At 65.0% G+C, this 19,038-nt stretch carries 18 protein-coding genes and 1 pseudogene; 11 read left to right on the top strand and 8 right to left on the bottom strand.

From position 1 onward, the window contains the following. Positions 1-21: 21 nt before the first annotated feature. Positions 22-210 carry a hypothetical protein gene (locus HUK65_RS14370; protein ID WP_179906970.1) on the bottom strand — a complete coding sequence of 63 codons (189 nt, stop codon included), beginning with the start codon at positions 208-210 and terminating at the stop codon, positions 22-24. A 725-nt stretch (positions 211-935) separates the two neighbouring features. Between HUK65_RS14370 and HUK65_RS14365 the strand changes: the two genes are divergently transcribed. From HUK65_RS14365 to HUK65_RS14355, 3 genes are all read left to right on the top strand, one after another. Continuing rightward, positions 936-1,175 (top strand): DUF6812 domain-containing protein, encoded by a 240-nt coding sequence (locus HUK65_RS14365; RefSeq protein WP_407692436.1) that lies wholly within the window; start codon positions 936-938, stop codon positions 1,173-1,175. 531 nt (positions 1,176-1,706) lie between these two features. After that, on the top strand, positions 1,707-2,672 hold the full coding sequence (locus HUK65_RS14360; RefSeq protein WP_179906968.1) for a sensor domain-containing diguanylate cyclase: 966 nt from the start codon (positions 1,707-1,709) through the stop codon (positions 2,670-2,672). Positions 2,673-2,870: 198 nt separating this feature from the next. After that, complete coding sequence (locus HUK65_RS14355; RefSeq protein ID WP_179906967.1) at positions 2,871-4,067, top strand: EAL domain-containing response regulator; 1,197 nt, start codon at positions 2,871-2,873, stop codon at positions 4,065-4,067. Between the two features lie 19 nt (positions 4,068-4,086). Here HUK65_RS14355 and HUK65_RS18800 read toward each other — a convergent pair. The 6 genes and pseudogenes from HUK65_RS18800 to HUK65_RS14330 all read right to left on the bottom strand — a co-directional run. Beyond that, positions 4,087-4,200: pseudogene (locus HUK65_RS18800) on the bottom strand (IS5/IS1182 family transposase); the annotation flags it as partial. An 80-nt stretch (positions 4,201-4,280) separates the two neighbouring features. Further along, complete coding sequence (locus tag HUK65_RS14350) at positions 4,281-4,985, bottom strand: TetR/AcrR family transcriptional regulator (protein ID WP_179906966.1); 705 nt, start codon at positions 4,983-4,985, stop codon at positions 4,281-4,283. Next, the gene (locus HUK65_RS14345) at positions 4,933-6,459 is read right to left on the bottom strand and encodes a tripartite tricarboxylate transporter permease (RefSeq protein WP_179906965.1); all 1,527 of its coding nucleotides are present in this window, start codon (positions 6,457-6,459) and stop codon (positions 4,933-4,935) included. The genes HUK65_RS14350 and HUK65_RS14345 overlap by 53 nt, the downstream gene beginning before the upstream one ends. A gap of 36 nt (positions 6,460-6,495) precedes the next feature. Further along, positions 6,496-7,089 carry a tripartite tricarboxylate transporter TctB family protein gene (locus HUK65_RS14340; protein WP_179906964.1) on the bottom strand — a complete coding sequence of 198 codons (594 nt, stop codon included), beginning with the start codon at positions 7,087-7,089 and terminating at the stop codon, positions 6,496-6,498. After that, the gene (locus HUK65_RS14335; protein WP_179906963.1) at positions 7,086-8,120 is read right to left on the bottom strand and encodes a Bug family tripartite tricarboxylate transporter substrate binding protein; all 1,035 of its coding nucleotides are present in this window, start codon (positions 8,118-8,120) and stop codon (positions 7,086-7,088) included. Before HUK65_RS14335 ends, HUK65_RS14340 begins: the two co-directional genes overlap by 4 nt. A 140-nt stretch (positions 8,121-8,260) precedes the next feature. After that, the gene (locus HUK65_RS14330) at positions 8,261-9,100 is read right to left on the bottom strand and encodes a sugar phosphate isomerase/epimerase family protein (protein ID WP_179906962.1); all 840 of its coding nucleotides are present in this window, start codon (positions 9,098-9,100) and stop codon (positions 8,261-8,263) included. Between the two features lie 107 nt (positions 9,101-9,207). On the opposite strand from HUK65_RS14330, the gene HUK65_RS14325 reads away from it, so the two are divergent. The 6 genes from HUK65_RS14325 (at position 9,208) to dusA (ending at position 16,282) form a co-directional block, all read left to right on the top strand. Next, on the top strand, positions 9,208-9,948 hold the full coding sequence (locus HUK65_RS14325; RefSeq protein WP_179906961.1) for a sulfite exporter TauE/SafE family protein: 741 nt from the start codon (positions 9,208-9,210) through the stop codon (positions 9,946-9,948). Between the two features lie 109 nt (positions 9,949-10,057). Beyond that, positions 10,058-11,209, top strand: coding sequence for a Gfo/Idh/MocA family protein (locus HUK65_RS14320; RefSeq protein ID WP_179906960.1), 1,152 nt, complete (start codon positions 10,058-10,060; stop codon positions 11,207-11,209). A gap of 4 nt (positions 11,210-11,213) precedes the next feature. Next, positions 11,214-12,383 (top strand): dihydrodipicolinate synthase family protein, encoded by a 1,170-nt coding sequence (locus HUK65_RS14315; protein WP_179906959.1) that lies wholly within the window; start codon positions 11,214-11,216, stop codon positions 12,381-12,383. Beyond that, on the top strand, positions 12,380-13,804 hold the full coding sequence (locus tag HUK65_RS14310; protein WP_179906958.1) for an enolase-like domain-containing protein: 1,425 nt from the start codon (positions 12,380-12,382) through the stop codon (positions 13,802-13,804). Before HUK65_RS14315 ends, HUK65_RS14310 begins: the two co-directional genes overlap by 4 nt. Next, positions 13,801-14,634 (top strand): sugar phosphate isomerase/epimerase family protein, encoded by an 834-nt coding sequence (locus tag HUK65_RS14305; RefSeq protein WP_179906957.1) that lies wholly within the window; start codon positions 13,801-13,803, stop codon positions 14,632-14,634. The genes HUK65_RS14310 and HUK65_RS14305 overlap by 4 nt, the downstream gene beginning before the upstream one ends. Positions 14,635-15,292: 658 nt before the next feature. Next, positions 15,293-16,282, top strand: a complete 990-nt coding sequence (gene dusA, locus HUK65_RS14300; RefSeq protein ID WP_179906956.1) for a tRNA dihydrouridine(20/20a) synthase DusA — start codon at positions 15,293-15,295, stop codon at positions 16,280-16,282. A 68-nt stretch (positions 16,283-16,350) separates the two neighbouring features. On the opposite strand, the gene HUK65_RS14295 is transcribed toward dusA, so the two are convergent. Beyond that, the gene (locus HUK65_RS14295; protein WP_179906955.1) at positions 16,351-17,187 is read right to left on the bottom strand and encodes an EAL domain-containing protein; all 837 of its coding nucleotides are present in this window, start codon (positions 17,185-17,187) and stop codon (positions 16,351-16,353) included. Positions 17,188-17,344: 157 nt separating this feature from the next. Between HUK65_RS14295 and argH the strand changes: the two genes are divergently transcribed. After that, the gene (gene argH / locus HUK65_RS14290) at positions 17,345-18,736 is read left to right on the top strand and encodes an argininosuccinate lyase (protein WP_179906954.1); all 1,392 of its coding nucleotides are present in this window, start codon (positions 17,345-17,347) and stop codon (positions 18,734-18,736) included. After that, entirely contained in the window at positions 18,733-18,930 is a 198-nt protein-coding gene (locus HUK65_RS14285; protein ID WP_179906933.1) for a hypothetical protein, read from the top strand. Before argH ends, HUK65_RS14285 begins: the two co-directional genes overlap by 4 nt. The last annotated feature ends 108 nt before the right edge of the window (positions 18,931-19,038 follow it).

Here is a 19,038-nt window from a genome sequence, read left to right as displayed (position 1 = left end):
GGAGCACCAGCAGACGTTGCTTCAGCCGACCGCCTTGTGACGCGCGGCGATGGCGCGGGCGCGGCTGATCGCATCGCCCTGGGCCGTGAACACCGCGAGCTCGTGCTCGATACGTTCGAAGATGGGCAGATAGACCGGATCGGCCACCACCAGCGCGGCCGCCATGCGGTGCATCTTCTGAAGATCGGACAGCGTGACGGGCTCGGACATGGGCGATGCATTCGATGGGTCTGTCTATCTATGCGCCAGATGGTGGGAACTGTTCGCTGGGACGCGCAGAAATCGGCAGGCACCGGGATGGTGCCTGCCAGCGCCTATCCGGCATCGATGGTGTCAGCTCGCCTGCCCATGTGGCCAAGCGTAAGCATGGCATATGGACAGGTCGTCAGGACAGGTGGTGCATGGGCGCGGCACGCGTTAAGCGTGGCCAAATAGGCCCATCGCTCGATGCGCAGCCCGGGGCGTTGGGTGCGCATCGTTGAAAGGCATTGATCGGAGAGGTGGAGAGCGATGTATCGTGCTTATTGCGAATGGCTGGTCGCACGCATCGTCAGCCATCTGTAGCCTGCAAAAATGCGCGTCAGTATTGCCATTGCAGAACCAATCTCTCCCAGGATTCGCAGAACGGTGCTCCGGGATTGTGGAGGACGGAATGATTGTTCAAATGGCGTGATCTTTAATGAAGAATGTTCTAACTTGAATTGTGTGACCATGGACCCGCAAGATGCGAATGGGTTTAACGCTATTGACGGGAGACCGTTCTGTCATTCTGGCGATGCGTTGGGGGCCTTGAACCCCGGGGCAAGCAGCGCAGAGTACCGTTCTCGGGAAGCTGACAAGGGCGTGACTGGTGTAAATTCTCGCGCAACAGTAGATCGAAAGGAGCCGACATGAATCCACGAACCAGGCTTTCAAAATTCGCGGTTCCTGTACGCATTACCGTAACGGACCAGACCCAAATCATTGGGGCGGTTTTTGTGCATCAGGGTCAGCGGGTTCTCGATCTTCTTTGCGACGAGCGACCGTTCTTCCCGATAAAGACGACTGCCGGTGTCAGGCTTCTGAACAAGCAGCATGCAGTTCTGATCGACCTTATGCCCGTAGAGGAGATGCGCGAGAAGCGCGAGCTTCTACCTGATGTCGACTTCCAGTACCTGCGCAGCAACGCGTGGTGAAATGTGATGTGCGCACAATCAGGTAATGGACTCTGAGCAGCCAGGACAAGTGGATTTCCCGCGCGAAAGCAGCATGATTTTGCAAGCGAGGAGAAGACCACGGCAAGATGACCACGCCGGAAGCACGGCCCGGCATTCAAGGCGAAAGTGGCGGTGGCTGCGATCAAGGGTGAGAACTCGGTGCTCAAGCTGGCGCGGGAGTTCGGCGCCCGCCCAGATACGATCAAGAGCCTCAGTCCAGGAGAGAATTTTCTGCAGAATCTTCCATGATTTTCCCTCGGGGTTGGTCGTTTGGCTAGGTAGATGTTTGGCCAGAAGGTCAGCTTTCGGTCGATTTCTTGCCAATGTAAGTTGGATGCTGGAGAATGCTGGATAACCCCGGCAAATGATCAAAGTGAATGCAGGAGCGATAACTGTGTCTATCCATGAATAGCCATTGTCCTGCAGGATCCAAACCTTCGACGTTGGGATAGGTTCAGACCTTTTCCAACACAAACAATGCTCTGGGTTACAGTTCAGGACACCAGGAAGATGCTGAAACTTGACGATGAGGCCGGGCGCATCGCGTCTTTGAGGCGATACAGTATTCTCGACACGATGAACGAAAAGGAGTTCGAAAACATCGTCGACCTCGTTCAGTTCACCTTTGGGGTTTCGATGGCCGCAATCAGCCTGATTGATTCCAACCGGCAATGGTTCAAGGCGAAGCGTGGCCTCAACATTGCAGAGTCCCCGCGTGAAGTGGCCTTTTGTGATCACGTGATCCGCGGTGAGAATGTGATGACAATTCCGGATGCACGTGAGGATCAACGGTTTGCCTCAAACCCCTATGTTGTCAGCGACCCGGGCGTTCGATGCTATATGGGGGCGCCGCTGACCACGCGCGATGGTTATAATATCGGCACACTCTGCATCATGGGAACCGAGCCCCGTCAGTTCGGGGACGACGAGATGGCCACATTGCGAAAGTTTGCCAAACTCGTTCTCGCGCAGATTGAGCTTAGAGAAAAAGCAGCGTACGACTGCCTGACAGGCGCCTTGAACCGTGGGATATTCGCAAATCGGCTTGATATCGCGCTTGAGCGTTTCAGGCGCGGTTTGGGGCGTAGTAGCCTGGCCGTACTCGATCTCGACCACTTCAAGAGGATCAATGATACATATGGCCATGCGGTCGGTGATGACGTGCTCAAGGCGATTGTTGGGGCCATACAAGGCAAGCTCCGCAAAGGTGACAGTATTGCCCGTCTTGGCGGTGAAGAATTTGGAGTTCTGCTTGAGGGTCTGAAGCCAAAAGATGCCAAGATGGTTCTTGAGCTTCTTCTGAGGCAAATACATCGATTGAAGTTTTCAGCGGCACCAAACCTTGTCGTGACCGCCAGCATGGGTGTTGCGCATGTCGAGGAAGGAATCATGCGCACCGCTGATTGGCTCGAACTTGCGGATGAACGGCTCTATGCGGCCAAGTCAAATGGAAGGAACATGGTTGTGGCCGCCTGACCTTGGTTGGCGCAGGCAGATTTCAGTTTGCCGTCACGCGGGATGGGTGGTGAACTGATCTCTTGAGATGTCCGGTCAGGGCAGCATTTGACCAGAGGGCACCTGGTCCGGAGGCAAGAATGCGCTGACATGCAGTAATGCATATCGCAGCCTCGGTTATCGATAGCCGCATCGACTTTGGAAAGAGAGCCTTGAGATATGAGTACCGCCAAGACTTCCGGCCGTCTGATAATTCTTGATGACGACGCGATGATTGCTGAAACCATCGCCAATATAGCGCAGAGTCTCAATTTCGAAACTTTGGTCGCCCTGCAGGCTTCGGAGTTTCTGGAGCAACTGCAGGTCTTCAATCCGACCCATGCGATCATTGATCTTTCGATGCCTGAGGTGGACGGGCTGGAAGTTCTGAGGAAACTTGATGGTCAATGCCGTGCCAAGGTCATCATCGCCAGTGGATCAGATAGCCGCATTCTGGAGGCCGCTCGTCGTGTGGGGCTTGCGCATGGCGCTGATGTGATTGGAACTCTTCAGAAACCCTTCCGTGCCAAGCATCTCAAGGCGCTTCTCTGGCCAGTCCATCCGGCCATCGCGGAAACAGTTGAGCCTGAACCGGATACACATACCCGGCAACGTTTTACGAAAGGTGAATTGAGGGATGCTCTCGCGCGGGACGAATTCACGATTTACCTTCAGCCCAAAGTTAGATGCAGCGATGACTGCATCGTAGGGTTTGAGGCATTGGCGCGATGGAACCATCCCACGAAGGGGCTGATCTTGCCTGGGGAGTTCATTGACCTGTTCGAAGAGTACGGCCTGGAAACGATCTGGATGGAAAAGCTGGTCCGCCTTGTCACATCCTGCATTTCTGACAAGCTCCCGGAAGGAATGCATCTGTCCTTGAACATGTCCATGTCCAGACACAGTAGAGAGTTTGCATCTCGATTTCCCACTATGATTCGTTCAACGGGAACGGCTTCAAGCAGAATCGTCATCGAGGTGATTGAGAACGGGCTGAACGATGCCACGACAGAGGACATCGAAATGTTCGCGCGGCTTCGCCTGAATGGGTTCGAGCTGTCGATTGACGATTTTGGCTCGGGCTATTCATCGCTAAGTCGACTCGTGCAAATCCCGTTCACGGAACTCAAGATCGATCGCTCCTTTGTTCGTGAAGTTCGGGACTCAGCAGAGGCGCGCAATATGCTCCGTAGTGTCGTGTCCATCGGCCGGTCTCTCGGAATGGCGGTCATTGCCGAAGGTGTGGAAGACGCCGAAACGCTTGAGATCGTCAAGTCGCTGGGCTGCGACATCGTTCAAGGCTTTGTCTATTCCCGGCCGCTCCCGATCGAGCAGGCGGTATGTTGGATGTTCCAGTCGGAAAGATTGTCCTCTTAGACTCCGGTCTCATTGGTGCTCAAAACCAGAAGAGGACCTTTGCGGTGCGCGCGACGGCGGAGAAGAAGAGCTGCGGGCACCTGTCGAAACGCGAGGCGGTCCTGCGCCAATCCTTCGGCTGACCGAACATGATCACAAGCGCAACGGCGATCCCATCCCGCCAGTTCTGAGCCGCCATCGCCTTCGAAACCCGTCACAGGGCACGCGGCCCGCTCAGACCTCACGCACCGGCTGGACGCCGGGTTTCCACAGGTAGCGCAGCACCATCTGCACCGCCTGCGCCTCGCGCTCCTGGATCATGGGGGTGGCGCCCAGGTCGCGCTCGAAGATCACCGACAGGGTCTTCATGTTCGAGACATAGAAATAGCCCAGCGCGGCGATCGAGATGTAAAGCTGGATCGGGTCGATCCCGTCGCGGAAGATGCCTTCCGCGCGCCCCTGCTCCAGGATTTTCTCGATCTGCCCGACCAGCGGCGAATGCAGCGCGGGAATATCCGGCAGGGTCTTCAGGAAGGCCGCATTCTGCACGTTCTCGGTGGACAGCAGGCTGGTGAACCATGGCTTGTCCAGAAAATGCCGGAATGTGAAGCGCACCAGGCGGTCCATCGCCTCGTCCGGGCCGAGCGCTTCCAGATTCAGCTCTCGCTCGCCCGCGCGGATTTCGGCATAGGCGTCCAGCAGGACCGCGCGATAGAGGTCCTCCTTGTTGCCGAAATAGTGGTACAGCAGCCGCTTGTTGGCGCCGGCCCGTTCGGCAATCGCATCCACCCGCGCGCCCCCCAGCCCGTGTTCACAGAACTCGGCACGCGCGGCGGCCAGGATCGCCTCCTTCGTGCGTTCCGAATTCCGCGTCCGCCGCGGGGGGTCAGCCGCCCCCGCTTTGCGGGCCGCGGTCCTTGATGAAGAGGCGTGTGACAAAGCGTTGGATCACCGGAATGCTGAACAGAATCGACAGGACGACCAGCCCGCAGATAACCGCAGAAACGGGCCGGGTAAAGAAGGGGGTCAGATCGCCGTTGGAGAGCGCCAGGCCGCGGCGCAGGTTCACGTCCAGCAGCGTGCCAAGGATGATACCCATGACCAGCGGCGCCATCGGATAGCGCATCTCGCGCAGGAAGAAGCCGATGATGCCGAAGGCCAGCATCACATAGACATCGAACATCCGCTGCGCGATGGCGAAGGAGCCGACCACGCAAAGCACATAGACCACCGGCATCAGCCGTTCGCGGGGCACCGTCATCACCCGCAGCAGCACCCGCGTCAGCGCAAGCCCCAGCACCAGGATCGCCAATGTGGCCAGCGCCAGCATCGCCACCACCTGATAAAGGAAGGGCGCGTTTTCGACCAGAAGCATGGGCCCGGGGCGGATGCCGTGGATATACATGGCCGCGATCAGCACCGCCGCCGCCGCCGAACCCGGCAGCGCCAGCGTCAGCGTGGGAATCATGGAGCCGGGAATCGCGGCGCTGTTGCCGGTTTCGGCGGCGATCAGCCCTTCCAGGCTGCCCTTGCCGAAACGGTCGGCCTCGGCGCTCTTGCGCTTGGCGGCGGCATAGGAGCCCCAGGCGCCGATATCCTCGCCCACGCCGGGGACGATGCCGACAAAGGTGCCGATCACGCCGGAACGCACCGTGGTCCGGCGGTATTTCCAGACGTCCTTGAAGCGCGGCACCACCCGGTCCGACGCGTCGAATATCCGGGCCGAGACCTTGCGCTTCATCACCACCAGGATCTCGGCCAGGCCGAAGGCGCCCACCATGGCCGGGATCAGGTCGATGCCGCCGCCCAGCGCCGGCATGCCGAAGGTGAAACGGCGAAAGCCGTGCAGCCCCTCCATGCCGATCATGGCCACCAGCAAACCCAGAAGTCCCGCCACATAGCCCTTGATCGGATCGTCGAAGGCCGTCAGCCGCCCCGAGATCACCACCCCGAAGAGCGCCAGCCAGAAGAATTCATAGGAGCCGAAGTTCAGCGCGGCTTCGGTCAGCAGGGGCGCCAGCAGCGCCAGGCAGACAATGCCCACCAACGTGCCCAGCGCCGACGAGGTTGTGGCCAGCCCCATGGCCAGCCCGCCCTTGCCCGACATCGCCAGCGGGTTGCCGTCCAGCGTGGTCGCCGCGCTGGCGGGTGTTCCGGGAATGGCCAGCAGGATCGCCGTGCGGCTGCCGCCATAGATGGCGCCGACGTAGATGCACATCAGGCTCAGGATCGCCTGATCCGGCGACATGGGATAGGTCAGCGTGACCAGAAGCGCCACGCCCATGGTCGCCGTCAACCCCGGCAAAAGGCCGATGATGATGCCCAGCAGCGTCGCCCAGAGCACGTTGAACAGCGACTGCCACGTCAGGAAATGTGCCACGCCGTCGCCCAGAAGCGCCAGACCTTCAAGCATGTTGCCCGGTTTTCCTTTCCCTGTCGGATGTCGTGGTCATGGCAGGCGCACCAGAAACCCGGTCTGGAACACCACCGAAACGGTCACACCCACAATAATCGCCTGCACCCCGGCAGTCAGCACCGTGCGCCACAGCGGATGCGGCGAGGATGCAAAGACCCGTTCGAACAGCACGATGAACGCGAAGACGAACGCCGCCGAGGCCGCCCAGAACGGCAGCCAGCCGACCAGCACCAGCGCATAGCCCAGCGCCAGCACCATGGTCGCCGCCACCCGTGCCGCCGATGTGGTCAGAAAGGTCGCGCCGAAGCGGCGCCAGCCCGCGCCGTCGGCGGCCACCCGGACCGAGCGCGCCGCAAGGATTGCGCCGCAGATCGCCAGCGCGATGCCCAGCAGGCCCGGCACCAGCCCCGGCACTGTCGCCGGATGGATGCGCCGAACTTCCAGACGTGGCATCTCCCAGGACGCCCAGGCCACCGCAACGCCGATCACCAGCAGGATGACCCCGGTCAGCAGATCGGCGCGTACCATATGCGCGCCATCGCCGTCGCCATTGCCATCCGCTGGCTGGTCCGGCACCGGACCGCCCGCGCCCGGAGGCGCGGACGGGTCTGAGGACTCGTGGCTCACTGGGCGCTGACCTCGGTCATGGTGTCACAGTCGAAGCCCAGTTCGATTGGATCGATCACCGCCTCGCCGCGCGATGCCTTGCCACAGGCGTCGGCGATGGCGATGGGGATGGAACGCTCGCGCGCCAGTTCGCCCCAGGAGGGCGCCAGCACAGCGCCGAAGCCCTCGGCATAATCGCGCAGCGCGTCCGAGGTGGCGACGTGGTTTTCCCAGACGTAGTCCATGGTTTCGATCACCTCATCCGGCACGCCGCGCGGAATGAAGATACCGAAGTAGTCAGGCGCCAGCGGCATGTCCAGCCAGTCGGTGATCGCCGGCACCGGGTCCATCCCCTCGACCACCAGCGGCTGGTCCGACAGGATGGCCAGTGGCCGCAGGCGGCCGCCGCGCGCCAGTTCGATCTGCTCCACGGCCAATTGCGTGGTCACCATCGCCTCGCCCGCTGCAGTGGCGGTGGCCGCAGGTGCGCCGCCGTCATAGGTGATCATGCGGAAGTCGAAATCCCCCGCCGTGGCCAGGCTGGAAATCGCCGTTCCGCCCGACGATGTCACCCCCGCGGTGGCGACCGTGATATCCTCTCCCCGCTCACGAAAGGCTTCCAGCAGTGCGCCGAAATCCTCGAACTCGCTGTTTGCGGGCACGCTGACCATAGGCGCGTTGGCGACCGACAGATAGATGTGCCAGTCGTCGATGGATGTATCGTCGATCAGACCGCTGACCGAATAGGTGGCGTTGTTCTTGATTGCGTTGGCGGTCCAGGTCATTCCGTCGCGCGGGGCGTTCAGCACTTCCTGCGTGCCGATGGAGCCCGAGGCGCCCGGCTGGTTGACGATCACCACATTGACGCCCAGCGCCTCGGCGATGATCGGCGCGGTGACGCGGGTGACCTGATCCGTGGACCCGCCCGCGCCCCAGGGCACGATGATGTTGATGGGGCCGCCCGGCTCCCAGTCTTGCGCCATGGCGCCGGTGGCCAGTGCGACGCTTGCCAATGCCCCTGCGGCAAGCCGCACTCGAATGCGATAAGTCATGGTTCCAGTTCTCCTCCCAGGCAGGTGCCCCGCAACGGGCAGCACGCGGCTCAGCCTGTGGCGCGCGCGACATTCTGTCAAGTCATAAGTAACCATCCGGTTCAATTCAGGTGGCGCGCGCCGCCGGAACCCGGTGGCAATCAGCCTGCCGCCGGACCATCCAGCCCTTCCAGCACCCCGCGCAGATACCCGATGGATGCCGCGGCGGTGGTGGCGCCGTCGGGGACATAGACGAAAGGCTCCACCGCCACCGGGTGCGGCCATCGCGCCCCGCGCAGCGCGGCCAGGAACGGCGCCAACCGATCCGCCCCCTGACCGGGGCCGCGCCGATTGCTGTCATTGAGTTGCACATGCGCGATCCGCCCGGTGGGCAGCCAGCGCGCGGCCAGATCGGCCAGCGGTTCACCCTCGCCGCGCAGGGCGTGGCCGGTGTCGATCATCAGTTGCAGCCCCGGCTCGGCCGCTGCCTCCAGCAGTGCCGCACCTTCGGCCAGGGTGGTGACGAAATCGGCCTCGTCTGCGGAAATCGGCTCGATGCAATAGACCATGCCCGCCGCCCGCGCCCGCGCCCCGGCGGCGGCCCAATGTTCCAGCGCCACCGCCCGCGCGCGCTCCGGCTCCGCCCCCAATCGGCGTTGTTTGGGCGATCCATGGACCAGCACGCGCCCGCCCAACCCCGCGCAAAGGTCCACCAGCGCGGCCAGCGCATCGGTGACGCGCGCGCGCATCGCCGGGTCCGGGTCGGTGATCGACAGGCCCTCGGGCGCGATCAGAAGCCAGTGCAGCCCCGTCACCTCCAGCCCGTGATCGGCGACGATGGCGCGGGCATCAGCGATCTGGCGGTCGGTCATCCGCGTGGGGTCCGGAGCCAGCGTGTAGGGCGCGATTTCCAGCCCCGCATAGCCCATGGCGGCGGCCAGGCGGCACTGCTCGGCCAGATCCACATTGGCCAGAACCTCGTTGCACAGGCTGAATTTCATCGCTAACCCCTTTGTTCCTGCGGTCCCCGCCCCGCGCATGCTGGGGCGATGCGGCCCGCCCTGTCAATCGCCCGGAGCTACAGCGCCGGACCACCGAAAGGATGCGCATGGACCTGCAGATGATGTTCTGGCTGACTCTGGCGCTGGGCGCGGGGGCGGTTTCCAAGGGCGCGACCGGGCTGGGCCTGCCGCTGATCGCGCTGCCGCTGCTGACCGCACTGGTGGGGCTGCAGCAGGCCATCGGTATCATGCTGGTGCCGATCATTGTCACCAACCTCTATCAGATCTGGGCCTACCGGGCATCGCGGGCGTTGCCGGGGCTGGCGTTCCTGTGGGGGTTCCTGGGGTTGGGCGCAGTCGGGGTCGGGCTGGGCACCTGGGCGCTGGACTCCCTGCCTGAGCGGATGCTCGAGGCCGGACTGGGTGCGATGCTGCTGGCCTATGTGGCGCTGCGGCTGGCAAAGCCCGGCTTCGTGCTGTCCGAGGTTGCGGGGCGGCGGCTGGGGCCGGTGGCGGGGCTGGCGGCAGGGACCTTGCAGGGCGCCACCGGGATCGCCGCGCCTGCGGGCGTGACCTTCATCCACGCGCTGGGGCTGGAACGGCGGGCGACGGTGTTCGCGGTTTCGGTCATGTTCCTGGGCTTTGCGCTGGTGCAGCTTCCGGCGCTGATGGTGGCAGGCATCTATCAGGCGCACTGGCTGGGGCTGGGGCTTTTCGCCTGCATCCCGGTCTTTGCCTTCATGCCGGTGGGCGCGTGGCTGGGCCGGATCAGCAGCCCGCGCACCTTCGACCTGATGATCCTGGCCTTCCTGACGCTGGCCGGGGCGCGCATGGTAATCGGTGTCTGAGCGGCGTGACATTCACGCTTGACCGAAGCGCCACGCTGGGGCTAAGTAACCATTAGGTTACATAGCGGCACCCGACCGGCGTGCCACCAGTCAGCGAGGACACAGGAAAATGGGCGAACAGCGGCTTGGCCTGATCATGCATGGCGTCACGGGGCGCATGGGGTACAACCAGCATCTGGTGCGCTCGATCGTGGCGATTCGCGATCAGGGTGGCATCATGCTGGCGAATGGCGACCGGCTGGTGCCTGATCCGATCCTGGTGGGGCGCAACGCCGACCGCGTCCGCGCAGTGGCCGAACGTCACGGCATTGCCCGCTGGTCCGATGATCTGGACGCAGCACTCGCCAACCCTGATGACACGGTGTTCTTTGATGCGGGCACCACGCAGATGCGCGCAGGGCTGCTGGAACGCGCACTGGGCGCCGGAAAGCATGTCTATTGCGAAAAGCCCACCTCGGACGATCTGGACGTTGCGGTGAAACTTGCGCGCACGGCGTGCGCCTCGGGGCTGAAACACGGGGTGGTGCAGGACAAGCTGTTCCTGCCCGGCCTGATGAAGCTGGCGATGCTGCGTGATTCGGGCTTCTTCGGCAAGATCCTGTCGGTGCGGGGTGAATTCGGCTACTGGGTGTTCGAGGGCGACTGGCAGCAGGCGCAGCGGCCTTCGTGGAATTACCGCGTGGCCGATGGCGGCGGCATCATCCTCGATATGCTGTGCCACTGGCGCTATGTGCTGGACAACCTGTTCGGCGAGGTGCGCGCAGTCTCCTGCCTGGGCGCCACGCATATCCCCGAGCGCGTGGACGAGGGCGGCAACCGCTACGCCGCCGATGCCGACGATGCCGCCTATGCCACGTTCGAGCTGGAGGGCGGCGTGATCGCGCATATCAACTCCTCCTGGACGGTGCGGGTGCGGCGCGATGATCTGGTGACCTTTCAGGTGGATGGCACGCATGGCTCGGCGGTGGCGGGGCTGCACAAATGCTTCACCCAGCACCGGGTGAACACGCCCAAACCGGTCTGGAACCCCGACCAGCCGCAGACCATGAACTTCTTTGACGATTGGGAGGAAGTGCCCGACAACTGGCCCGCCGACAACGGCTTCAAGGTGCAATGGGAGATGTTCCTGCGCCATGTGGCCGAGGATGCGCCCTGGCCCTACGGGCTGGAAGCGGGCGCCAAGGGTGTGCAGCTTGCCGCGCTGGGTCTGCAATCATGGAAGGAACGCCGCTGGCTGGACGTTCCCGCGCTGGAGTTCTGAGGCGATGGGCACGATCACCCTGCCGCACCCGGACGGCACCTTGCGGCCCCACAGGCTGAGCGGCACGCCCGTGCCGCTGGCCCGGCGCCGTGCCGATGCCTTTCCCCGCGTCGCCTTTGCCGCCGCGCATGTGGTGGCCGATCCGCTGGCCGTGCATGACCCGTGGCTGACCCCGGCCATCGATTGGGATCGGACGCTGGCGTTTCGGCACCGGCTCTGGGACCTCGGCCTTGGCGTGGCCGAGGCGATGGACACCGCCCAGCGCGGCATGGGCCTTGGCTGGCCCGAGGCGCAGGAGCTGATTCGCCGCGCCCTGGCCGAGGCCGCGGGCCGCGATGACGCGCTGATCGCCTGCGGCGCCGGAACCGACCATCTGGACCCCGGCGCAGGCGTCACCATCGACGATATCCTGCGCGCCTATGACGAACAGTTCGAGGTGATCGAAGGCTACGGCGGGCGCATCATCCTGATGGCCAGCCGCGCCCTGGCCGCCGCCGCGCGTAGCCCCGATGATTATGCCCGCGTCTATGACCATGTCCTGAGCAAGAGCAAGGACCCGGTCATCATCCACTGGCTGGGCGAGATGTTCGACCCCGCGCTGGCGGGCTACTGGGGCCACGCCGACCACATGGCCGCGATGGAAGTCGCGCTGGACGTGATCGCCGCGCATGCGGACAAGGTGGACGGCATCAAGATCTCGCTCCTGTCCAAGGAAAAGGAAATCGCCATGCGCCGCCGCCTGCCGGAGGGCGTGCGCATGTATACGGGCGATGATTTCAACTATGCCGAACTGATCGCCGGGGACGCGCAGGGCCATTCGGACGCGCTGCTGGGCATCTTCGATGCCATCGCGCCGGTGGCCTCGGCGGCGCTGGAGGCACTGGGGCAAGGCGATGAAGGCAGCTTCCACAGCCTGCTCGCGCCCACCGTTCCTCTGTCACGCCACATCTTCGCGGCACCGACGCGGTTCTACAAGACCGGGGTGGTGTTCATGGCCTATCTCAACGGCTTGCAGGACCATTTCACCATGGTCGGCGGGCAGCAGAGCACCCGGTCCTTGCAGCATCTGGCGGAACTCTTCCGGCTGGCCGATGCCGCCGGGTGCCTGGCCGATCCGGACCTTGCCAGCGACCGCATGGCCCGCTTGCTGGCGGTCCATGGTGTAACCCCGTGACGGACGCGCCGCGCCTGCGGGTGATGGACTGGGCGGCTTTCGAGCGGCCCGTGCGTTTCCGCTTCCCGTTCCGCTTCGGCGCGGCCTCGGTCGCCGCCGCCCCGCAGGCCTTCGTGCGGGTGGTGGTGGAGGACGCGCAGGGCCGCCGCGCCACCGGCTGGGCGGCCGAGATGATGATGCCGCGCTGGTTCGACAAGTCGCCGGACCTGAGCGTGGATGACAACATCGACCAGTTGCGCCGCGCCCTGCGGCTGGGGCTGGAGGCGCTGGCCGGGGCGGGCGCAGGGACCGCGTTCGACCTGCACGCAAGCGCCGCGCCGGGGCACGCGGCGGCCTGCGCGGCGCAGGGCATGGGCGGGCTGATCGCCTCCTTCGGGATGGCACTGCCGGACCGGGCGGTGCTGGATGCGCTGTGCCGGATGCACGGGGTGCCGGCGGTGGACGCGCTGCGCGCCAACCTGGCCGGAATGGACGCGCGCCTGACCCCGGACCTGCGCGGCTTCGACATGCCCGCCTTTCTCGCCGCCCGGCCCGCGCCCGACCGGATCGCGCTCCGCCACACCGTGGGCCTGGGCGATGCGCTGACGGCGGAGGAGATCGAAACCCCGCTGAATGACGGGCTGCCGCAAAGCCTCGATCAGGTGATCGCCACCTACGCCCCGCGGTATTTCAAGCTGAAACTCTCCGGCGACCCGGTGGCGGATACCGACCGGCTGGCGCGCATCGCGGCGGTGCTGGACGCCGAAGCCCCCGGCTGGCAGGCTACGCTCGACGGGAATGAGCAATACCCGGGCCCCGAACCGCTGGCGGACCTGCTGGACCGAATCGCGGCCCACCCGGCGCTGATGGGGCTGCGCGCGGGGCTGTTGTTCGTGGAACAGCCCATGGCGCGGGCGGTGACGCTGGACACCGATGTGTCCAAGTTGGCCGCCCGGGTGGCGCTGGAGATCGACGAATCCGATGCCGATCTAGAGTCCTTCCCGCAGGCGCGGCGCCTCGGCTATACCGGCGTGTCGTCCAAGTCCTGCAAGGGGGTCTATCGCGCGCTCCTGAACGCGGCGCGGGTGGCGCAGGGCAACGCCGAAGGTGCGCGCCTGTTCCTGTCAGCCGAGGATCTGACCGTGCAGCCGGGCCTGGCCCTGCAACAGGATCTGGTGCTGGTCGCCGTGACCGGCAACGCGCATGTGGAACGCAACGGGCACCATTTCGCAGGCGGGATGGGCACAGCGCCTGCGGCGGAACAGGCCCGCTACGCGCAGGCCCACCCGGATCTTTATACAGTCACCGACGGCCAGTCCCGCCTGCGGATCGATGACGGCATGATTGCGCTCACCAGCACACTGGCAGCAAAGGGCTTTGGCTGCGCGCTGGACCCGGACACGGACGCGCTGGAGCCACTGAAGCAAGGAGCGACCCCATGAGCGACAACATCCTGTCCATCAACCTGGCCACCACGCGCCAGCAATGGGGCTTTGCCGAGGCCGTGGACGGCTGCCTGGCGCGCGGCATCACGGCAATCTCGCCCTGGCGCGACCAGGTCGCCGCCATCGGGCTGGCCGAGGCCTCGCGGATCGTTCGCGCCAACGGGTTGCGGCTGACTGGCCTGTGCCGGGGCGGCATGTTCCCCGCCGCGGATGCCGAAGGGCGGCAGGCGGCGCTTGATGACAACCGCCGCGCGGTGGACGAGGCTGCGGAACTGGGCGCCGATTGTCTGGTGCTGGTGGTGGGCGGCCTGCCCGAAGGCTCGCGCGATATCACGGACGCGCGCGCGCAGGTGGCCGAGGGGATCGCCGCGCTGCTGCCCCATGCCCGCGCCTCGGGCGTGCCGCTGGCCATCGAACCCCTGCACCCGATGTATGCCGCCGACCGCGCCTGCGTGAACACGCTCGATCAGGCGCTGGACCTGTGCGAAGCGCTGGGGCCGGGGGTCGGCGTGGCGATCGATGTCTATCACGTCTGGTGGGACCCGGGGCTGGCGCAGGCGATTGCGCGGGCAGGCCGCATGGGTGCGATCATGGCGCACCATATCTGCGACTGGCGGGTGCCCACGCGCGACCTGCTGCTGGACCGGGGCATGATGGGGGACGGGGTGATCGACCTGCCGGGCATCCGCGCCATGATCGAGGCCGCAGGCTGGAACGGCCCGCAGGAAGTCGAGATATTCTCGGCCCAGGATTGGTGGCAACGCCCCGGTGACGAGGTGCTCGCAGTCTGTCAGGAACGCTTTGAAAGTGCCTGCCAGGCGCGCTGAGGTCAGATCCGGCGGACTTGATCCCCGCGTGGTCCTGCGCAGCGCCAGCCGCATCGACCCCGACCGCGCCGATCATCAACAGGTTGCCGTCCATGGCAGCCCGTCAATCTGCATCACCAGCAGGCCGAACTGCGGCAGATCCGAGGTCATCCATTCCGCCAACCATGGGGCACAGCCTTGATGATGCCGCAGGCGCGTTACGTGAGAAGCACCGGACCACAGGCGTCTCGTCGACGTTCAGGCGGGGATCTCTTGCAGTGCCCGATCCGCTCCTCGCCCAGATTGCGCTTCAAGGTGGCAAGAGGCGCGGCGGTTTGTCTACGTCGCACATATCGACTATGTGAAGGCCAGTATGGTCGCGCGACGGGTGCCGGGGTGAGAGGCGGACGTCTTGTTCGGCGCCAGCCCTCGGTCTCCCCGCGTTTCCGCCTGGGCAGGGCGCTACTGTGGGCATCGGCTGGACAGCGAAACGTTTTGCCCGCATGGTCCACCCTTTCGTCTGATCCGGACGCAAGGTAGCCCCCGGAGGGGAGCGCGGGGTCGATGCAGGCCATGTTCGTGGGCGCAATATGGTGCCGTGGAAGGGTAAATTCGGGGACAATGGGGCGTTGTCCAGCGCAACCGCGACCGCCGTCAATGCTTTGAAGATAAACGTGAAATGCAAATGAACCACCACGCTGGATTGTCCATAGCGCCGATGATGGACTGGACAGATAGGCACTGCCGGTATTTCCATCGGCTGCTATCGCGTCACACCTTGCTTTACACGGAAATGGTGACTGCGCCCGCGCTGGTACGGGGCGGCGCGCGGCATCTTCTTGGCTTTGATGCGGCCGAGCAGCCGGTGGCCCTGCAGCTTGGCGGTTCGGACCCGAAGGAGCTGGCGCAGGCGACGGCCATGGGTTGGGACGAAGGCTATGGAGAGGTCAATCTCAACTGCGGCTGCCCGTCGGACCGGGTGAAATCGGGGTGTTTCGGCGCGGTGTTGATGCAGGACCCGGCACTGGTGGCGGATTGCGTGGCCGCCATGATCGCGGCCAGCCCGGCCGAAGTCACGGTGAAATGCCGCATCGGGGTGGATGATCAGGACCCGGCCGAGGCCCTGCCGCGCTTTCTGGAGGCGATCCGGGCCGCCGGGGTGCGCCGGGTGATCATCCATGCCCGCAAGGCCTGGCTGCAGGGGCTTTCGCCCAAGGACAACCGGGAAATCCCGCCGCTGGACTATCCGCTGGTGCTGGAGATGAAGCGCGCCTTTCCGGATCTGTCCGTGTCGATCAATGGCGGGATCGCCAGCCTGGACGCGGCCGAGGCGCTGCTGGCCCAGGGGGTTGATGGCGTGATGATCGGGCGGGCGGCCTATCACCAGCCGGCCGAGATCCTGTGCGGGGCGGATGCGCGGATCTTCGGGCGCCCGGGCGGGCTGGGCCCCTTTGAGGCAGTCGAGGCGATGAAACCCTATATCGACCGGCACCTGGCCGCGGGCGGGCGGTTGCATTCGGTGACCCGGCACATGCTGGGGCTGTTCGCCGGGCGGCCCGGGGCGCGGGCGTGGCGGCGCGTCCTCTCCGAAGGGGCCACCAGGCCGGGCGCGGACACGGCGCTGCTGGATGCGGCGCTTGCCGAACTGGACCGGTCCGCCGCCGCCTGAGCGGTGCCAGCCGCACACCGGGGCGCGGCGCCCATCGCGCGCGCGGTAAGCCTGGGTTCGGTCTTGGCCTAGCCGGTGCGCTTGCTCTCCAGCGGTGCGTGCCAGGGGGGCGCGGCCGAGGGGGCGCCGAAGTAATAGCCTTGCAGGCAATCCACCCCGATATCGACCAGATACCGTGCGTCTGCGGCGGTCTCCACGCTTTCGGCCACGGTGAACATGTCAAAATGCCGGGCGATGGAGACAAGCGCCTGGGCCAGGATCTGGTTGTCCGGGTTGGCGTGAATGTCGCGGATGAACTGGCCGTCAATCTTGACGATGTCGAAATAGAACTCCTTCAGATACCGAAATGCGGTATAACCCGCGCCGAAATCATCCAGCGCGAAACAGATGCCGCGTTCCTGCATGTCCTGCATGAAGACGGTCACCAGGTCCGGCATCACCATGGCCGAGGATTCGGTGATTTCCAGGATCAGCCGTTCGCCGATGCTGGGGTCGGCGCGCAGGCCGCGTTCCAGCGTCGACAGCCAGGCCGGATAGCCGATGGAGCGCGCGGACATGTTGATCGACAGCCGCACTCCCGGTTCGCGCGCAAGCCAGGACAGCCCCATCTCGAGCGCCATGCAATCCACCCGTCGGCCCAGTTCATTGGTTTCGATGGCGGCCATGAAATCCGCGGCGGGGATCACCCGGTTCTGCGCATCCAGCAGGCGAATCAACCCTTCGTAGAAAGCGGCGCGTTTCGGCATCCGCGACTGGACCACCGGCTGAAAGGCCAGCAGGGCGCGGCGGTCGTCCAGTGCGGCGCGGACCATCTCCACCGTTTCACGCCGGGCGGTGGCTTCGGCGGCGCTCAGCGGGCTTTGCCAGCTGTCGTCGACGGCGGGGGCGGGGTCGATCTGTTGCATGCGCACTCTCCACTCTTGCGCGTCAAGGGTGCGCAGCCCGGGGTTAAACGCCAGTTAAGCGGCAGCGGCCCGCCGCCCGCGAAATAGAGCGAATTGCACCGATCTTTCGGCGGGCGTATAGACGGCGCAAGCAGACGGGATGCAAGGGGCAGGTCAGATGAGCGGTGGCGGCGCGAATGCGATGTGGGGCGGACGCTTCGGGCGTGGCCCCGAGGCGATCATGGAGGCGATCAACGCCTCGATCAGCTATGACAAGCGCCTGGCGCCGCAGGATATCGCCGGGTCACGCGCCCATGCCGCGATGCTGGCGGCGCAGGGGATCATCACCGAGGCCGACGCGCAGGCCATCGATACCGGCCTGCAGCAGGTTCTGGCCGAGATCGAGGCCGGGGATTTCGCCTTTTCCGCCGCGCTGGAAGACATCCACATGAATGTCGAATCGCGGCTGACGCAGATCATCGGCCCGGCGGCGGGGCGGCTGCATACGGCGCGCTCGCGCAATGACCAGGTGGCGGTGGATTTCCGGCTTTGGGTGCGCGATCAATGCGATACCGCGATCGAGGGGCTGACCCGGCTGATGCGCGCCTTTCTGGTGCAGGCCGAGGCCGGGGCGGATTGGGTCATGCCCGGCTTCACCCATCTGCAGACCGCCCAGCCCGTGACCTGGGGCCATCACATGCTGGCTTATGTAGAGATGCTGGCGCGGGACCGGGGCCGGTTCATGGATGCCCGCGCGCGGATGAACGAATGCCCGCTGGGGGCGGCGGCGCTGGCGGGAACCTCGTTTCCCATCGACCGCGCGCGCACGGCGGCGGCGCTGGGGTTTGACCGGCCCACGGCGAACAGCCTGGACAGTGTCTCGGACCGGGATTTCGCGCTGGAATACCTGTCGGCGGCCAGCATCTGCGCGCTGCACCTGTCGCGCTTTGCCGAAGAGCTGGTGATCTGGTCCTCGGCGCAGTTTCGATTTGTGCGGTTGTCGGACGGGTTTTCGACCGGCTCCAGCATCATGCCGCAAAAGCGCAACCCGGATGCGGCGGAACTGCTGCGCGCCAAGATCGGGCGGATTCTGGGCGCCAATATCGCGCTGATGACGGTGATGAAGGGGCTGGCGCTGACCTATTCCAAGGACATGCAGGAGGACAAGGAGCAGGTGTTCGACGCCGCTGACACGCTGAACCTGTCGCTGGAGGTGATGGAGGGCATGGTGCGCGACATGAGTGCCAACCGCGATGCCCTGGAGGCGGCGGCATCAAGCGGGTTTTCCACCGCCACCGATCTGGCGGATTGGCTGGTGCGCGAACTGGGCCTGCCCTTCCGCGAGGCGCATCACGTCACCGGCGCGCTGGTGAAGATGGCCGAGGATGCGGGCTGCGATCTGCCCGAGTTGACGCTGGAAGCGATGCAATCGGTGCATCAGGATATCACCGGCGCGGTGTTCGATGTGCTGGGGGTGCATAATTCGGTGGCCAGCCGCACCAGCTATGGGGGCACCGCGCCTGAAAACGTGCGCGCGCAGATCGTGCGCTGGGCCGAGGTGCTGGGATGAGCGCGTATTCAGGGGCAACCGTGGGAGGGATGGCGATGCTGGTTCTGGCGCCGCGGGCGGGGTTGGCGGCACTGGTGCTGATGCTGGCGGCCTGCGGGGCCGATGCGCCGCCCCGCGCGCCCGAGCCTGCGCCGCAACCGGGGGTCAGCGTGACGGGGGATGCACGGTTCGGCGTGGTGCTGGGGGAGTCCTGATACCACGGTGGAGCGCCGGTGGCTGGCGTCGGTGCGCCCGCGCGGTGCGCCCGCCCACCCACCCTTGCGCCCCGCGCGGGCGCGCCCGATGCGCGCGGCGCATCGGGC

Origin of the sequence: Rhabdonatronobacter sediminivivens (genome assembly GCF_013415485.1) — a bacterium.
Taxonomy (GTDB): domain Bacteria; phylum Pseudomonadota; class Alphaproteobacteria; order Rhodobacterales; family Rhodobacteraceae; genus Rhabdonatronobacter; species Rhabdonatronobacter sediminivivens.
Note: the sequence above shows the minus strand (reverse complement) of the source record. Positions and strands in the feature narration are given on the sequence as shown.

Bases quoted from the DNA above. Each gene is read 5' to 3' on its own strand.
- HUK65_RS14370 (WP_179906970.1), bottom strand. From the start codon at position 210: ATGTCCGAGCCCGTCACGCTGTCCGATCTTCAGAAGATGCACCGCATG.
- HUK65_RS14360 (WP_179906968.1), top strand. From the start codon at position 1,707: ATGCTGAAACTTGACGATGAGGCCGGGCGCATCGCGTCTTTGAGGCGA.
- HUK65_RS14355 (WP_179906967.1), top strand. From the start codon at position 2,871: ATGAGTACCGCCAAGACTTCCGGCCGTCTGATAATTCTTGATGACGAC.
- HUK65_RS14345 (WP_179906965.1), bottom strand. From the start codon at position 6,459: ATGCTTGAAGGTCTGGCGCTTCTGGGCGACGGCGTGGCACATTTCCTG.
- HUK65_RS14335 (WP_179906963.1), bottom strand. From the start codon at position 8,120: ATGACTTATCGCATTCGAGTGCGGCTTGCCGCAGGGGCATTGGCAAGC.
- HUK65_RS14330 (WP_179906962.1), bottom strand. From the start codon at position 9,100: ATGAAATTCAGCCTGTGCAACGAGGTTCTGGCCAATGTGGATCTGGCC.
- HUK65_RS14325 (WP_179906961.1), top strand. From the start codon at position 9,208: ATGGACCTGCAGATGATGTTCTGGCTGACTCTGGCGCTGGGCGCGGGG.
- HUK65_RS14320 (WP_179906960.1), top strand. From the start codon at position 10,058: ATGGGCGAACAGCGGCTTGGCCTGATCATGCATGGCGTCACGGGGCGC.
- HUK65_RS14315 (WP_179906959.1), top strand. From the start codon at position 11,214: ATGGGCACGATCACCCTGCCGCACCCGGACGGCACCTTGCGGCCCCAC.
- HUK65_RS14305 (WP_179906957.1), top strand. From the start codon at position 13,801: ATGAGCGACAACATCCTGTCCATCAACCTGGCCACCACGCGCCAGCAA.
- dusA (WP_179906956.1), top strand. From the start codon at position 15,293: ATGCAAATGAACCACCACGCTGGATTGTCCATAGCGCCGATGATGGAC.
- HUK65_RS14295 (WP_179906955.1), bottom strand. From the start codon at position 17,187: ATGCAACAGATCGACCCCGCCCCCGCCGTCGACGACAGCTGGCAAAGC.
- argH (WP_179906954.1), top strand. From the start codon at position 17,345: ATGAGCGGTGGCGGCGCGAATGCGATGTGGGGCGGACGCTTCGGGCGT.
- HUK65_RS14285 (WP_179906933.1), top strand. From the start codon at position 18,733: ATGAGCGCGTATTCAGGGGCAACCGTGGGAGGGATGGCGATGCTGGTT.